This window comes from Streptomyces sp. NPDC048600, from assembly GCF_055587025.1.
Window position 1 is genome coordinate 152245 of the sequence record NZ_JBVJGZ010000016.1, and the last position, 14332, is coordinate 166576.

A 14332-nucleotide genomic window follows, 5' to 3' on the forward strand; every position below is an offset into this window, starting at 1 on the left:
CGTGGGAGGCGGCGTCCCCCGACTCAGTCGCGGACCGCGACGCGGTCCGCGCCCGCCTCCTCGGTGGTGGACCTGGCGACGACGACGGAGTGCGCCGGACGTCGGACCCGTAGTCCGGTCAGGGTGACCAGCAGTCCCGCCGCGGCGATCGCGGCGATCACGACCAGGCCGGGCCGGTAACTGTCCAGGACGGCCTGCGGGGTGGCGCTCTCCGGGGCGCCCGCGGTGACCACCGCGGTGACCACGGCGAGGAAGATCGCGCCGCCGACCTGGACGGAGGTGTTCAGCAGGCCGGAGACCATGCCCTGCTCGTGGTCCTCGACCCCGTTGGTGGCCTGGATGTTGAGCGAGGGGAAGACCAGCGCACAGGCGGCGCCGATCAGCAGCATGCTCGGCAGGATGGCGACGGCGTAGACCGGGTCGAGGTCGACGCCGAGGAACAGCGCGTATCCGGCGACCATCAGGGCGAAGCCGACCGCGATCAGCCGCTGGGTGCCGAACCGGTCGACGATCGAGCCGACCTTGGTGGAGGAGACGGCCACCAGCGCGCCGGCGGGCAGGAACGCCAGCGCGGTGTGCAGCGCGGACCAGCCGAGCAGCGACTGCATGTACAGGGTGACCAGGAACTGGAAGCCGACGTACGAGCCGAAGAAGGCCATGGCGCCGAGCTGGGCGCGGATCTGGCTGCCGGAGCGCAGTACGCCGAGCCGGATCAGCGGCCCGGCCGAGCGGCGCTCGACGAGCACGAACGCGGTCAGCATGACGGCGACGGCGAGGAAGGACAGCAGGGTGCGGGCCGAGGCCCAGCCGGATTCCGGGGCCTGGACGACGGTGTAGACCAGCAGCAGCATCGAGGCGGTGCCGAGGACGGCGCCGGGGATGTCGTAGCCGTTGTGGTTCTGTTCGCGGGTGCTGCGCGGCAGCAGCTTGAGGCCGGCCACGAGGGCGAGCAGCGCGATGGGCGCGGGGAGCAGCATCGTCAGGCGCCAACTGGCCTCCGTGAGAAGGCCGGAGAGCACCAGGCCCATGGAGAAGCCGGTGGCGGCGCAGGTGGTGTAGATGGACAGGGCCCGGTTGCGCAGGGGGCCCTCGGGAAAAGTGGTGGTGATGATCGACAGGCCGGCCGGCGCGGTGAAGGCCGCGCTCAGGCCCTTGATGAAGCGGCTGGCGATGAGCAGGGGGCCGGAGTCGACCAGGCCGCCGAGGAGCGAGGCGAGCGCGAACACGCCGAGCGCGACCAGGAAGACCTGGCGTCGGCCGAGGAGGTCGGCGGTCCGTCCGCCGAGGAGCAGCAGTCCGCCGTAGCCGAGGATGTAGCCGCTGACGATCCACTGGAGGGTGGAGGTGGACAGGCCCAGGTCGGAGCCGATGGACGGGAGGGCGACACCGACCATCGACACGTCCAGGGCGTCGAGGAACATCGCGGCGCACAGCACCAGCAGGGTGCCCCACAGCCGGGGTGTCCATCGATCCGTCGCCGACGGGGCCGCGGGGATGGTGAGCGGAGAGGTCATGGCGACGACACTACATGCACATGCATCGAATGCAAGTGCATTTAATTCCGATGCAACGAAATCTGTTCTCTGCTACGGTGCGCCCATGGCGGCGAAGAAGGCCGGGCAGGCGCTCGTGGACCAGTGGCGGGACATCCTGGCGCTGCACGCCCGCACGCAGTGCGAACTCGACCGCGCGCTGGGCCGGCACGGCCTGTGCGCAAGCGACTTCGAGGTGCTGGACGTGCTCGCCGAGGCCTGCGCCTTCCGCGTCCAGGAGATCGCCGAGCGAGTCCATCTCAGTCAGAGCGCGCTCTCCCGGCTCGTCGCCCGGCTGGAGAAGTGCGGCCTCGTCGAGCGCGGTCTGTGTCCGGAGGACCGCCGTGGCGTACGGGTGGCGCTCACCGCGAAGGGGCGCGAGCTGCACGGCGCGGTGCTGCCGGTGCAACGGGAAGTGCTGACAAGGATGTTGGGGAGCCGGGCCGAGGCGGGCGACGCGCGGCCGGTCTGATCCCGCGCGGTCAGCCGATCCCCGAGCGCTCCCGCCACAGATCGGCGAGCGCGCGGTCGCCGGCGATGTGCGGGACGGGCAGCCGGTTCCACAGCGCGAAGTACAACTCGTTCGCCGTGCCCGAGAGTTCGGCGGTGGCGGGCCCTTCCTCGTCGAGCGTGGTCACCGGCGGCTCCGGCGAGAGCCGTACGCTCCACACCACGTCGGTGTCCGAACAGCGCACCCGCAGAACGCGCGGCATGTCGGTGCGGACCCGGCTGCGGCTGCGGGCGTGGAACCCGCGCAGCAGTTCGTCGATCCCGTCGGCCGCGAACTCCGTGTCCACCGGGTCCGGGGCGACGCCGAGCGCCGCCTGCGCGTCGAAGCGGTGCACGGTCGTCTCGTGGGCCTGCCGTCTGGTCCAGAAGGCCAGGGGTGAGGGGTTCGGGGCCGGGAGGAAGGTCCAGCACGCCACGTCCTCCGGCGTGTCGGCGAGCGTCGCCAGCAGCCGCCGGTGAACGTCCCGGTACCAGTCGGTCAGCTCCTTGCCGTCGAGGTCGGACGTCTCGTCGAACGGCCGGGGCCCGGTGATCCGCTCCCTGACGAACGCCTCGGCCCACACATGCACCGCACCCGTGTGCCGCACCAGGTCCCGTACCCGCCAGCCGGGACAGGTCGGTACGTCGGCGTCGGCCCCGGCGCGCTCCGCGGCGTCCGCGAGCAGCCGGCCCGCCAGGTCCAGGGCCTCGAGGTGGTGAGCGGTGTCCATGGGGGGAGTCTGCCCGACGGAATGCCGTCGGGGGCGGGGCGCGTCGGGTTTCCGTGGCTCGTTTTCGTGGACATTCGCCTCATCATGCCCTCGGCGGGGCTGTCGACAGTTGTTGAGTGACCATCGGCGACAGAGAGTTAACGGATCATTGAGGTTACCTAGGGGTATGCAGAAGCCCCTTCCGCCCATCATCTTGTCATGTACCTGCGATCCGATGGCCGGGTCGCAGTCTCATGGAGGTGTGGGATGCACCGCAGACTCGCCACCGGTCTGGCCGGATCGGCTTTCGCTCTCGTCACCGTCGTCGGCACGGCCACCGCCGCCGAGGCCGCTCCCGCCGACAAGCCGCAGGTCCTCTCCAGCTGGACGCAGACCACCGCGTCCAGCTACAACCTCTGGGCCGCCGCGCGCTCGAACCAGTCCGCCTGGTCCGCCTACGGGTTCGACTGGTCCACGGACTACTGCTCCTCCTCGCCGGACAACCCGTTCGGCTTCCCCTTCAGCATGTCCTGCGCCCGCCACGACTTCGGCTACCGCAACTACAAGGCGGCCGGCACCTTCAGCGCCAACAAGTCCCGCCTCGACAGCGCCTTCTACGAGGACCTCAAGCGCGTCTGCAACAACTACAGCGGCGCCACCAAGACCTCCTGCAACGGCACCGCCTGGACGTACTACCAGGCGGTCCGCGCGCTCGGCTGACGCCCTCCGGCACGGGTGCGGCGGCGACCCGCAGACGCCGCCGCACCCGTCCGGGGGTCCGTCGTCGACGCCCCCCGTCCTTGCGGCTATGCCTCGTACGGCCCGAAGGTGAACCGGCCGGCCAGCAGGGTCGCGTGCACCGGCATCTCGCGGAGTACGCGCTCGCCGGCCCCGAGCGGGTCCGTGTCCAGCACCACCAGGTCGGCCGGGTCGCCCGCCTCGACCATGAGCCGCCCCCGGGTGGAGGCCGCCAGCGCCGCCCGTAGCGGGATCCGTTGCTCCGGGTGCCATGCCGGGCGGTCGTCCACGGTGCGGCCCACCGCCGCCGCGACGGCCGGCCAGGGGTCCAGCGGGGCCACTGGCGCGTCCGAACCGAACTCCAGGCGCGCCCCGGCGGCCAGCAGATCGCCGTACGCGAAGGCGCGGCCCGTGCGTCCGGCCCAGTGCCGGTCGGCCACGTCCCGGTCGTCCACGGCGTGCGCGGGCTGCACCCCGGCCGTCACCCCCAGAGCGGCGAAACGCGGCACGTCCTCGGGCGTCAGCAACTGCGCGTGCTCGATCCGGCCCCGGCAGCCGACCGCCGCGAACGCGTCCAGGGCAAGGGTGTTGGCCCGGTCGCCGATCGCGTGCACCGCCGGTTCGACACCGTGCGCCCAGGCCCGCCGCATCAGCCGCACCAGCTCCTCGTACGGCGTCTGCTGGAGGCCGTACGCCTCCGCCGTGCCCTCGAGACCCGGGTACGGGTCGGCGCACAGCGCGGTACGGGTGTTGAGGGACCCGTCGGTGAACAGCTTCAGCGGGCCGACCCGCACCAGACCGCCCGTGCCGGGCAGCACGTCACCGGTGCGCAGCCCGCGCGCGATCGCGGCCTCCAGGCGGTCCGGGTACACGGCGGCGTCGACCCGCACCGGCAGCGGGCCCGACGCGGCCCGCCGGGACCAGTCGGTGAGGTTGTCGGCGAAGTGGAAGTCGACGACACCCGTCACCCCGCGCGCGGCGGCGTCCCGCAAGGCCTCGGCGATCCAGCCGTCCAGCACCTCCTCGGGCACCTCCGGCAGCGCCGACACCGCCCTGAAGCACTCGCCCTCGCGCAGCAGCCCGCTCGGGTGCCCGGCGCCGCCGACCAGCGCGAGCCCGGCGGAGTTCAGCCACGCCGCGTGCAGATCGGCGCTCACCAGCGCGACCGGGCGGTCCGGACACACCGCGTCCAGCAGCGACCTGTGCGGGGCGTCGGGCCACAGCCCGTCCCGGAAGCCGTACCCGATCAGGACCTCGCCCTCGGGCAGCCCGGCCGCGTGGCACCGTACGGCGTCGGCGGCCGACCGTGCCGAGTCCGCGCCGGACAGATCCAGCCGGTGCCGCACGCTCGCCCACTGCGCGGCGTGGACATGCGCGTCCCACAGCCCGGGGAGCAGCGTGCGGCCGTCGAGGTCGAGCACCCGGCCGCCGCCGACCGCCTCACCGGTGACCGCCGCGATCTCGGCCCCGGCGATCCGTACCGAGCCGATGGGCCCGCCCGGCCCCAGCCGCACATTGCCGAGAACCAACTCGCCGTCATCGTCGTGCAGTTGCCGGGGCAGCAGGCTGTCGGGGCTCGTCATCCGGATGCTCCACGGGGTCGGGTCGGTCTCAGCCGAGGGCGCGGTCGAGGTTGAAGGCGGCACTGATCAGGGCGAGGTGGGTGAACGCCTGCGGGAAGTTGCCCTGTTGCTCCCCTGTCTGCCCGATCTCCTCCGCGTACAGGCCGACATGGTTGGCGTACGTCAGCATCTTCTCGAAGGCGAGGCACGCCTCGTCCACCCGGCCGGCGTGCACCAGGGCCTCGACGTACCAGAACGAGCAGATGGAGAAGGTGCCTTCGTCGCCGCGCAGTCCGTCGGGGCTGGCCTGCGGGTCGTAGCGGTAGACCAGGGAGTCGGACACCAGGTCCTGGGTGAGCGCGTCCAGCGTGGACAGCCACTTGGGGTCGGTGGGCGCGATGAACTTGGTCAGCGGCATCATCAGCAGCGCCGCGTCCAGGACCTCGCCGCCCTCGTGCTGCACGAACGCGCGGCGGTTCTCCGACCAGCCCTCGCTCATGATCCGGCGGTAGATGGTGTCCCGGGCCTCGCGCCAGCGGTTGACGTCGGCGGGCAGGCCGCGCCGGTTGGCCATCCGGATGGCCCGCTCGATGGCCACCCAGCACATCAGGCGCGAGTACAGGAACCTCTTGCGCCCGCCGCGGGTCTCCCAGATGCCCTCGTCGGGCTGGTCCCAGTGCGCGCAGACCCAGTCGACGATCGCGCACACGTCGTCCCAGTGGTCGCTGGAGATCGGCCGGGCCCATTTGTCATAGAGGTAGATCGAGTCGATCAGGGCGCCGTAGATGTCGAGCTGGAGCTGGTCGGCGGCCGCGTTGCCGACCCGGACCGGCGCGGAGCCGCGATGGCCCTCCAGGTGGGCGAGTTCGCACTCCGGGAGGTCGGTGCGGCCGTCGATGCCGTACATGATCTGGAGCGGTCCGGAGGCGTGGCTCTCGCCCGGGGTGATGTGGTCGGTGACGAACCGCATGAACGCCTCGGCCTCGTCGGCGAATCCGAGCCGCAGCAGGGAGTAGACGCAGAAGGCCGCGTCGCGGACCCAGACGTAGCGGTAGTCCCAGTTGCGTTCGCCGCCGAGCTGTTCGGGCAGGCTGGTGGTGGCCGCGGCGACGATCGCGCCGGTGGGGGCGTACGTGAGCAGCTTCAGGGTGAGGGCGGAGCGGTGCACCATCTCCCGCCAGCGGCCCCGGTAGCGGGACTGGGACAGCCAGCGCCGCCAGTACGCGACGGTCGCGGTGAACTGCCGTTCCGCCTCGGTGCGGGCGCAGCCGCGCGGGGCCACCCCGGGGCCGACCTGGTCCAGCGCGAACACCGCCGACTCGCCCTCGGAGAGCTTGAAGTCGGCGCGGGCGTCGGGGCCGTCGGCCTCCAGCGGCAGGGTCGCGGTCAGCGCGAGCGTGAGCTTCTCGGACTCGAAGACCGCCATCTCGCCGTCCAGGCGCAGGCTGTGGGGCTGGGCGCCGTAGTCGAAGCGGGGCGCCACCCGCACCCGGAACGGCACCGAGCCGCGCACGCACAGCACGCGCCGGATCAGGCGGTGCCGCTCGGTCTCCGCCACCGAGCCGTCGACGGGCATGAAGTCCTGGACCTCGCCGACGCCGTCCTCGGTGAAGAAGCGGGTGATCAGGACGTTGGTGTCGGGGAAGTAGAACTGCTTGGTGCGGGCCGGGCCGATCGCCGTCACCTCGAAGCGGCCGCCGCGCTCGGCGTCCAGGATCGAGGCGAAGACGCTGGGCGCGTCGAACGCCGGGCAGCAGTACCAGTCGATCGTGCCGTCGGTGCCCACCAGGGCCACACTGCGCAGGTCGCCGATCAGACCGTGCTCGGAGATGGGCAGGTACCGGGCGTCGGCCCCCTCGAAGCTGGTTGTCGCGGCCATCGCAGCCTCCTCGTCGGCTCGCACGGCGCGGCTTCCAGCTTAGGCGGGTTCCACAGGGGCCACCCCCGGGCAGGGGCCACCCCGCGGGCAGGGGTCACCCCCCGGGCAGCGGCGGCCCTCCGGGCCGGGGCCTCCGGCTGCGGGCGTCCTCACGGTCGCCTCGGCGGGTGTCCTCGCGGACGCCCCGGCAGGTGTGTCCCCACGGACGCCCCGGCAGGTGTGTCCCCACGGACGCCCCGACGGGTGCCCCTGCGGGCGGGCCCGGGGGCGCCCCGCCCCTCTACACCGCCCGCACCGCGACACCCGCCTCCTCGAAGCGGCGGACGGTCTCCGCGTCCACCGCCGAGTCCGTGACCAGGGTGCCGACCGCCTCGGCGGCGCAGATGCGGGCGAAGGCGCGCCGGCCCAGCTTGCTGGAGTCGGCGGCGACGACCACACGGGCGGCGCGCTCGCAGAGCAGCCGGTTGATGGCCGCCTCGGCCTCGTCGTGCGCGGCGGCCCCGTGCGTGACGTCGAAGGCGACCACGCCGAGCACCGCCACATCGAGGGTGATCTGCCCGAGCACCCCGTCCGCGAGCGGCCCGATCAGCTCGTACGACTGCGCCCGCGCGACCCCGCCCGTCACCACGATCTTGAACTGCGGGCGCACGGCCAGCTCGTTGGCGATGTTCAGCGCGTTGGTGACCACGGTCAGCGCGGGCGAGCCGGAGGCGAGGTCGGCGCGCACGGCCAGGGCGCGGGCCACCTCGGTGGTGGTCGTGCCGCCGGTGAGGCCGACCGCCTCGCCGGGCACGATCAGATCGGCGACCGCGCGGGCGATGCGCTGCTTCTCCGAGGCGCGGCGGGCCGTCTTGTAGCGCAGCGGCAGCTCGTACGACACACCGTGCACGACCGCGCCGCCCCGGGTGCGCACCAGCATCTGCTGCTCGGCGAGCTGGTCGAAGTCGCGGCGGATCGTCGCGGCCGAGACCCCCAACTCGGCGGCCGCCTCCTCGACGTCCAGCCGGCCCCGCTCGACGAGCAGTTCCAGCAGCGTCTTCCAGCGGGCGTCGCGCGACATCCGCACCTCCAACCAGCCCATGGCGTGATCACCACCGATTCCCGGTGACCCTAGCGCACCCGTCACCGGCGCAGATGCGCACTGAATGGAGCTACCGAATGCTTGAAGATGCTCGAAAGTTCACGCTATCTTGCATGAACAATCACCGGTGGGAGGGGTCCGGCATGACTCATGTCGAGGACGAGCTGCACAGCCAGCCGGAGTGCTGGACCCGGGCCGCGGCGCGGGCGCCGGAGCACCGCGCGGCGCTGCCGGCGGCGGGGGAGCGGGTCGCGATCGTCGGCTGCGGCACCTCGTACTTCATGGCGAAGTCGGCCGCGGCCCTGCGCGAGGGCGCGGGCCAGGGCGAGACGGACGCCTTCGCCGCCTCGGAGTTCCCGCGCGGCCGCGCCTACGACCGCGTCGTCGCCCTCACCCGCTCCGGTACGACGACCGAAGTGCTGGACCTGCTCGCCGAACTGCGCGGCCGCACCCGCACCTGCGCCGTCACCGCCGATCCGCACACACCGGTCATGGAGGCCGCCGACGACCTGATCGTCCTCCAGGACGCCGACGAACGCTCCGTCGTCCAGACCCGGTTCGCCACCACCGCGCTCACCCTGCTGCGCGCCCACACCGGGCTGCACACCGACGCGGCGGTCGCCGACGCCCGCACCGCGCTGGCCGAGCCGCTGCCCGAGGACCTCGTGGAGCGCACCCAGTTCACCTTCCTCGGGCGCGGCTGGACCGTGGGTCTGGCGAACGAGGCCGCGCTGAAGATGCGGGAGGCCTCCCTGTCCTGGGCCGAGGCGTACCCGGCGATGGAGTACCGCCACGGGCCGATCAGCGTCACCGGCCCCACCACCGCGACCTGGATGTTCGGCGAGGCACCCGAGGGCCTGGCCGGGCAGGTGCGCGCGACCGGCGGCCGATGGCTGGCCGGGGAGCTGGACCCGCTCGCCGAACTCGTCCGCGCCCAGCGGCTCGCCGTCGCCGTCGCCGCCGCCCGCGGCCTGGACCCGGACAACCCGCGCCACCTCACCCGCTCGGTCGTCCTCACGCCCTGATTCCCCTCACCGCCCTCGCCCAGGGAGCCCCGCGTGCCCCTCGTCACCACCGGTGAGCTCGTCACCCGCGCCGCCGCGGGCCGCCGTGCCGTCGCCGCCTTCAACGTCATCACCCTGGAGCACATCGAGGCCGTCGTCGCCGGCGCGGAGAGCGTCGCCGCACCGGTCGTGCTCCAGGTCAGCGAGAACGCCGTCAAGTTCCGCTACGGCCGTCTGCTGCCCCTCGCCCGGGCCGCCGTCGCCGCCGCCGAACGGGCCGCCGTGCCCGTCGCCCTGCACCTGGACCACGTCCAGAGCGACGCCCTGCTGCGGCAGGCCGCCGAGGCGGGGTTCAGCTCGGTGATGTACGACGCCGCACGGCTGCCGTACGCCGAGAACCTCGCCGCCACCCGGGCCGCCGCCGACTGGGCGCACGCCCAAGGGCTGTGGATCGAGGCCGAGTTGGGCGAGGTGCGCGGCAAGGCCGGCCGGCCCGCGCTGGACGCCCACGCGCCCGGCGCCCGTACCGACCCGGCCCAGGCGAGGGCGTTCGTCGCCGACTCCGGCGTGGACGCGCTCGCCGTCGCCATCGGCAGCGTGCACGCCATGACCACCCGCACCGCCACCCTCGACCACGGCCTGCTCAAGAACCTGTCGGCCACCCTCCAGGTGCCGCTCGTCCTGCACGGCTCCTCGGGCGTGCCCGACGGCGAACTGACCGAGGCCGTCACCGGAGGCATCACCAAGGTCAACATCGGCACCGCCCTCAACGTGGCGATGACCGGCGCCATAAGGGAGTTCCTCGCCGCCCACCCCGAGGCCGTCGACTCGCGCACCTACCTCAGCGTGGGCCGCGAGGCCATGGCCCGCGCGGTCCGGAGCATCGTGGAGGTGCTCCGGACCGGCCCTGGCACGGCCTGAGTCCGGCCGGGGGCGGGACCGCGGGGGTGCTCCTGACGGGCCCTGGCACGGCCTGAGTCCGGCCGCGCGCGGGACCGGCGATCACCTCTGGCGGCCGTCGCGGGCCCGGCTAGCGCCTGACGGCTCTGAGGACCACGAACTTGGGGTCGCCTGCGACGAGTTCACTGTTCCCGAACACCCGCCGCAGCTTCACGTGATACCCGAGGTGCCGGTTCCCGATCACCCACAGCTCACCGCCGGGCCGCAGCACCCGCCGCGCGCCGGTGAACATCCGCCACGCCGTGGCGTCCGTCGTCGCCTGATGGGAGTGGAAGGGCGGGTTGTTCAGCACCAGGTCCATGCTGCCGGCCGCCACCCCGGCCAGCCCGTCCCCGACCCGGAACTCGGCGTGCCCTGGCACCCCGTTCGCCCGGTAGGTGGCCTCCGCGGAGGCCACCGCCTGGAACGACTCGTCGGTGAACAGCACTTCGGCCTCCGGGTTGGCCAGCGCCACCGCCGTCCCCACGACGCCGTTGCCGCACCCGAGGTCCACCACCCGGCGCGCCCCGCGCGTGACCGGCAGATGCCCGAGGAAGAAGCGCGTGCCGATGTCCAGGCGGTCGGCGCAGAACACCCCCGCGTGGTTGACGACCGTCCGCCCCGAGACGGGCCCGATCCCCTCGGGCAGGTCGTAGCGGTGCGGCCACGGATTCTCCGACCGCCGCAGAGCCGCGTCCGGAGTGCAGAAGATCAGCCGCGCCTTCTTCTCGGCCAGCGAGGTCCGGGTCGGCCCGATCAGGCTCTCGAAGAGCTGGAGCGTGGAGGTGTGGATCTCCTTGACCATGCCGGTGCCGACGACGACCGTGCCCTCGTGCACCGAGGGGGCCAGCCGCCGCAACTGGTCCTCCAGCAGCGCCAGGCTCTTGGGCACCCGCACCAGCAGCACATCGATCCGGCCCGGCGGTGTGTCCTGCGTGGTGAGCAGCTGGACCGTGCCCGGCTCCGCCCCGGCCCGCTCCAGGTTCGCCCGGCTCGCCTCCTGTCCCAGCCAGGAGTCGGTGATCTGCACCGGCCGGTGCGCCGCCAGCGCCGTCACCAGCGCGCCCCAGCGGTCGCCCAGCACGACGACCGTGCCGGACAGATCGACGCCGGAGCCGTCGAGATGCCGCAGCAGATACTCGTCGGAGGCGTCCCAGGCGCGCAGCCGGTCGCGCGGGTCCTCGGGGAAGCGGGCCAGCGTCAGCTCGCCCCACGGCGTCGTCATACGGTCGTTCATCGTGCGTCCAGGCTAGCCGAGCCGCAGCTCAGCACAGGTGGGGGAGGATGGGCGGCATGGACGCCGAGCTGTTCCCGAGAGAGCGCGCCGAGGTGGCGCCCGGCGCGGTCCACCTGCCGGACTGGCTCGACGGGGACGGGCAGCGCGAGCTGCTCGCAGCCTGCCGGGAGTGGGCGCGCCCGTCGGCGGCCTGCGCACGGTACGCACCCCGGGCGGCGGCACCATGACCGCCCGGCAGGTCTGCCTCGGCTGGCACTGGTACCCGTACGCCTAGGGTCCTTCTGATGGATCTCCGCGGCGTCGCGACGCCCGGCACGTACCCTCGCCGCACGGCGCGAAGGGACAGGTGGCTCCGCCACATGACCCTCCGCACCGCACGCCGATCGCACGCACCGAACGCCGCTCCTTCTCCCACGGAGATCCATCAGAAGGACCCTCCCGCACGGTCGTCGACGGCGACGGCACCCCGGTCAAGCCCTTCCCCGCCTGGCTCGGCGAACTGGGCCACCGCGCGGTGGAAGACGCGCTCGGCCCAGGGGCGGCAACGGCGGCGTACGACATCGCGCTGGTCAACTTCTACGACGGCGACGCCCGGATGGGCATGCACCGCGACGCCGACGAGACGTCCGACGCGCCCGTGGTGTCGCTCAGCCTCGGCGACAGCTGCGTGTTCCGGTTCGGCAACACCGGGTCGCGTTCACGGCCCTGGACGGATGTCGAACTGCGCAGCGGCGACCTGTTCGTCTTCGGCGGGCCCTCCCGCCTGGCCTTCCACGGCGTGCCACGCGTGCTGCCGGGGACCGCGCCGGCCGGGCTCGGCCTGAGCGGACGGCTCAACCTGACCCTGCGCGTCAGCGGATTCCCGGCGTCCGCCCGATGATGCGGATCATGGGAGACTCGCTCTCATGAGCGGCAAGGCGGACCCCCGGCCGACGGGGGAAGGGACCACCTCGAGGACGCGGTTGGACCGGGGGCGCGGTGCGCTCGGGCCCGCGTTGGAGCTCGTGCACACCGGCCGGGCACCCACGCGCGCCGTCCTGACCGCGGAACTCGGCGTGACCCGTGCCACCGCGGGCGCGGTCGCCGCCGAGCTGGAGGCGCTCGGCCTGATCCGCGTCGACGCCCGGCCCGCCGCGGCCGCGGGCTCCCAGGGCCGCCCCTCGCACCGGCTGGAGGTCGCCGAACAGGGCCCGGTCGCGCTCGCCGCCCAGGTGCACGCGGACGGGTTCCGGGCCGCGCTGGTCGGCCTCGGCGGGCGGATCGTCGCCACCGCGCCGGGCCGCGAGACCGTCGACGCCGACCCGGCGAAGGTGCTCGGCTCGGTCGTCGACGAGGGCGCCCGGCTGCTGCGCGAGACCGGGCGGCGCTGCGTCGGCGCCGGGCTCGCCGTGCCCTCGGCCGTCGCCGAGCCGGAGGGTCTCGCCCTCAACCCGCTGCACCTCGCCTGGCCGCCGGGCGCCCCGGTCCGCGAGATCTTCGCCGAGCGGGTACGCGCGGCCGGCATCGAGGGACCCGCCTTCGCCGCCAACGATGTCAACCTGGCCGCGCTCGCCGAGCACCGGCACGGAGCCGGACGCGGCGCCCGTGACCTGCTGTGCGTGGCCACCGGGCACCGCGGTGTCGGTGGCGCGCTGGTCCTCGACGGCCGGCTGCACACCGGCAGCGCCGGGCTCGCCCTGGAGGTCGGCCATCTCACCGTCAACCCCGAGGGCCGCCCGTGCCACTGCGGCGGCCGCGGCTGTCTCGACGTGGAGGCCGACCCGCTGGCCCTGCTCACCACCGCCGGTCGCACACCCGGTCCGGAGAGCTCCCTGCTCAAGCAGGCCGACGACCTGCTCCGTCAGGAGTACGCCGACCCGGCCGTGCGCAACGCCGCCGAGGCACTCATCGACCGGCTCGGGCTCGGACTCGCCGGTCTGGTGAACATCCTCAACCCGGACCGGATCATCCTCGGCGGGCTGCACCGCACGCTGCTGGACACCGACCCCGACCGGCTGCGGGCCGTCGTCGCCGACCGCAGCCTGTGGGGCCGCAGCGGCGGCGTGCCCATCCTGGCCTGCTCCCTCGACCACAACAGCCTGGTCGGCGCGGCGGAACTGGCCTGGCAGCCGGTCCTGGACGACCCGCTGGGAGCGCTGACGGCGGCCTGAGGTCCGGGCCTGCCGCCATCTGCCTTGGGGGCATCGGGTGCGCCCGTCCAGGATCAACGATCTTCAGCCAGGCCGACCGAACGGGACCCTCCTTTGCGTCACTCCGTATTCCCGGTCGCGGCCTCGGCTCGGCGTGCCTGGCTCGTACCGGTTCTCGCGGTGGCCCTGACCGGCTGCTCGCTGTTGCGTCAGGACGCGGTGTGCACCCAGGCCGGCGCGGACTCGCATGTCTCGGTCATCTGGCGGCCTTCCGACTTCGGAGGACCCGACGCGGCGCGGATACGGCTGTGCGTGGACGGCACCTGCCGTGTGCGGATGTCGGGCGAACTCAGCGAGCCCCTCCTCTTGCTGCATATGACGTTGCCCGACGACATCGGCGCCTCGACCCTGCCGGTGCGGCTGACGGTGACGTCCGCGATGACCGGCGAGACGGTCGTCCAGGACAGCGTCGCGGCGAAGTTGACCGCGCAGGACCCCAACGGCGCGTCCTGCCCGCCCCGCGTCTGGACGGCGACCTACCGCGTCGACCCCGTGAAGGGGCTCACTTCCCCGAAGGGCATGAAGCTCCGGGGGTGAGCCCGCCCGCGAGCGTCGGACGCCCCAACGCCCGTGCACATAAAGGCACTCGGCGCGTCTCCGCCCCGCCGGTCCGTCAGGCGGGAGTCACCACCCGGCGCGGCCGGTCCACCAACTCCCCGCCGCAGTTGGGGCACACGCCCTCCATCGCCTCGGCGCAGGGAAGGCAGAACGTGCACTCGTAGGAACAGATCCGGGCGGCCCCGTCGCCGGGCAGCTCCGCCGTGGTGCAGCGTTCGCAGCGGTCACGCATCTCCAGGGCCATGAACGGTCTCCTCATGTGGGGGGCTGCCCTCATCGTCCGCGCCCGCACGGCCCGCCGGCAGCGCCCCGGGCGGCCAAGGATCACCGTGATCGGGCCACGGCACCACCGGGGCCCCTCCGGCCCACCCCGGGGGCCCGGCCGCCCCCGCCCCCGAGCAAGGCCTCCCCCGG

The 14332-nt window shown here is 73.4% G+C and carries 13 protein-coding genes and 2 pseudogenes; 8 read left to right on the forward strand and 7 right to left on the reverse strand.

The features are described 5' to 3' along the window. Nucleotides 1–23: 23 nt before the first annotated feature. Nucleotides 24–1514 carry an MFS transporter gene (locus ACZ6SQ_RS22430; RefSeq protein ID WP_469564787.1) on the reverse strand — a complete coding sequence of 497 codons (1491 nt, stop codon included), beginning with the start codon at nucleotides 1512–1514 and terminating at the stop codon, nucleotides 24–26. Nucleotides 1515–1599: 85 nt separating this feature from the next. Here ACZ6SQ_RS22430 and ACZ6SQ_RS22435 point away from each other — a divergent pair, with 85 nt between their 5' ends. Then, nucleotides 1600–2004 carry a MarR family winged helix-turn-helix transcriptional regulator gene (locus ACZ6SQ_RS22435; RefSeq protein WP_469564789.1) on the forward strand — a complete coding sequence of 135 codons (405 nt, stop codon included), beginning with the start codon at nucleotides 1600–1602 and terminating at the stop codon, nucleotides 2002–2004. A gap of 10 nt (nucleotides 2005–2014) precedes the next feature. Here ACZ6SQ_RS22435 and ACZ6SQ_RS22440 read toward each other — a convergent pair whose 3' ends face one another. Next, nucleotides 2015–2752, reverse strand: coding sequence for a maleylpyruvate isomerase family mycothiol-dependent enzyme (locus tag ACZ6SQ_RS22440; RefSeq protein WP_469564791.1), 738 nt, complete (start codon nucleotides 2750–2752; stop codon nucleotides 2015–2017). Nucleotides 2753–2998: 246 nt separating this feature from the next. Between ACZ6SQ_RS22440 and ACZ6SQ_RS22445 the strand changes: the two genes are divergently transcribed. Beyond that, nucleotides 2999–3451 (forward strand): phospholipase, encoded by a 453-nt coding sequence (locus ACZ6SQ_RS22445; RefSeq protein ID WP_469564793.1) that lies wholly within the window; start codon nucleotides 2999–3001, stop codon nucleotides 3449–3451. Nucleotides 3452–3537: 86 nt separating this feature from the next. Here ACZ6SQ_RS22445 and ACZ6SQ_RS22450 read toward each other — a convergent pair whose 3' ends face one another. The 3 genes from ACZ6SQ_RS22450 to ACZ6SQ_RS22460 form a co-directional block, all read right to left on the reverse strand. Beyond that, complete coding sequence (locus ACZ6SQ_RS22450; protein ID WP_469564795.1) at nucleotides 3538–5052, reverse strand: amidohydrolase; 1515 nt, start codon at nucleotides 5050–5052, stop codon at nucleotides 3538–3540. A gap of 28 nt (nucleotides 5053–5080) precedes the next feature. Next, nucleotides 5081–6910: a glycoside hydrolase family 15 protein gene (locus ACZ6SQ_RS22455; protein WP_469564796.1), complete on the reverse strand. Its 1830-nt coding sequence runs from the start codon at nucleotides 6908–6910 to the stop codon at nucleotides 5081–5083. A gap of 280 nt (nucleotides 6911–7190) precedes the next feature. Further along, on the reverse strand, nucleotides 7191–7970 hold the full coding sequence (locus ACZ6SQ_RS22460; RefSeq protein WP_469564861.1) for a DeoR/GlpR family DNA-binding transcription regulator: 780 nt from the start codon (nucleotides 7968–7970) through the stop codon (nucleotides 7191–7193). 164 nt (nucleotides 7971–8134) lie between these two features. Here ACZ6SQ_RS22460 and ACZ6SQ_RS22465 point away from each other — a divergent pair, with 164 nt between their 5' ends. Then, on the forward strand, nucleotides 8135–9016 hold the full coding sequence (locus ACZ6SQ_RS22465; RefSeq protein ID WP_469564798.1) for an SIS domain-containing protein: 882 nt from the start codon (nucleotides 8135–8137) through the stop codon (nucleotides 9014–9016). A 33-nt stretch (nucleotides 9017–9049) separates the two neighbouring features. Beyond that, nucleotides 9050–9916 carry a ketose-bisphosphate aldolase gene (locus ACZ6SQ_RS22470; RefSeq protein WP_469564799.1) on the forward strand — a complete coding sequence of 289 codons (867 nt, stop codon included), beginning with the start codon at nucleotides 9050–9052 and terminating at the stop codon, nucleotides 9914–9916. Nucleotides 9917–10025: 109 nt separating this feature from the next. On the opposite strand, the gene ACZ6SQ_RS22475 is transcribed toward ACZ6SQ_RS22470, so the two are convergent. Further along, nucleotides 10026–11159, reverse strand: coding sequence for a methyltransferase (locus tag ACZ6SQ_RS22475; protein WP_469564863.1), 1134 nt, complete (start codon nucleotides 11157–11159; stop codon nucleotides 10026–10028). A gap of 68 nt (nucleotides 11160–11227) precedes the next feature. Here ACZ6SQ_RS22475 and ACZ6SQ_RS22480 point away from each other — a divergent pair. From ACZ6SQ_RS22480 to ACZ6SQ_RS22495, 4 genes and pseudogenes are all read left to right on the forward strand, one after another. Continuing rightward, nucleotides 11228–11442, forward strand: a pseudogene (locus tag ACZ6SQ_RS22480) (alpha-ketoglutarate-dependent dioxygenase AlkB); the annotation flags it as partial. 165 nt (nucleotides 11443–11607) lie between these two features. Further along, nucleotides 11608–12051, forward strand: a pseudogene (locus tag ACZ6SQ_RS22485) (alpha-ketoglutarate-dependent dioxygenase AlkB family protein); the annotation flags it as partial. A gap of 25 nt (nucleotides 12052–12076) precedes the next feature. Further along, on the forward strand, nucleotides 12077–13321 hold the full coding sequence (locus tag ACZ6SQ_RS22490; RefSeq protein WP_386378642.1) for an ROK family protein: 1245 nt from the start codon (nucleotides 12077–12079) through the stop codon (nucleotides 13319–13321). 93 nt (nucleotides 13322–13414) lie between these two features. Continuing rightward, nucleotides 13415–13897, forward strand: coding sequence for a hypothetical protein (locus ACZ6SQ_RS22495; RefSeq protein ID WP_469564801.1), 483 nt, complete (start codon nucleotides 13415–13417; stop codon nucleotides 13895–13897). Between the two features lie 76 nt (nucleotides 13898–13973). Here the strand turns inward: ACZ6SQ_RS22495 and ACZ6SQ_RS22500 are convergent, their stop codons facing one another. After that, nucleotides 13974–14162 (reverse strand): DUF1272 domain-containing protein, encoded by a 189-nt coding sequence (locus ACZ6SQ_RS22500; protein ID WP_469564803.1) that lies wholly within the window; start codon nucleotides 14160–14162, stop codon nucleotides 13974–13976. Nucleotides 14163–14332 lie beyond the last annotated feature (170 nt).

What these genes read in the sequence shown, in the direction of transcription:
- ACZ6SQ_RS22430 (WP_469564787.1), bottom strand. Translation starts at nt 1,514, where the DNA reads ATGACCTCTCCGCTCACCATCCCCGCGGCCCCGTCGGCGACGGATCGA.
- ACZ6SQ_RS22435 (WP_469564789.1), top strand. Translation starts at nt 1,600, where the DNA reads ATGGCGGCGAAGAAGGCCGGGCAGGCGCTCGTGGACCAGTGGCGGGAC.
- ACZ6SQ_RS22440 (WP_469564791.1), bottom strand. Translation starts at nt 2,752, where the DNA reads ATGGACACCGCTCACCACCTCGAGGCCCTGGACCTGGCGGGCCGGCTG.
- ACZ6SQ_RS22445 (WP_469564793.1), top strand. Translation starts at nt 2,999, where the DNA reads ATGCACCGCAGACTCGCCACCGGTCTGGCCGGATCGGCTTTCGCTCTC.
- ACZ6SQ_RS22450 (WP_469564795.1), bottom strand. Translation starts at nt 5,052, where the DNA reads ATGACGAGCCCCGACAGCCTGCTGCCCCGGCAACTGCACGACGATGAC.
- ACZ6SQ_RS22455 (WP_469564796.1), bottom strand. Translation starts at nt 6,910, where the DNA reads ATGGCCGCGACAACCAGCTTCGAGGGGGCCGACGCCCGGTACCTGCCC.
- ACZ6SQ_RS22460 (WP_469564861.1), bottom strand. Translation starts at nt 7,970, where the DNA reads ATGTCGCGCGACGCCCGCTGGAAGACGCTGCTGGAACTGCTCGTCGAG.
- ACZ6SQ_RS22465 (WP_469564798.1), top strand. Translation starts at nt 8,135, where the DNA reads ATGACTCATGTCGAGGACGAGCTGCACAGCCAGCCGGAGTGCTGGACC.
- ACZ6SQ_RS22475 (WP_469564863.1), bottom strand. Translation starts at nt 11,159, where the DNA reads ATGACGACGCCGTGGGGCGAGCTGACGCTGGCCCGCTTCCCCGAGGAC.
- ACZ6SQ_RS22490 (WP_386378642.1), top strand. Translation starts at nt 12,077, where the DNA reads ATGAGCGGCAAGGCGGACCCCCGGCCGACGGGGGAAGGGACCACCTCG.
- ACZ6SQ_RS22500 (WP_469564803.1), bottom strand. Translation starts at nt 14,162, where the DNA reads ATGGCCCTGGAGATGCGTGACCGCTGCGAACGCTGCACCACGGCGGAG.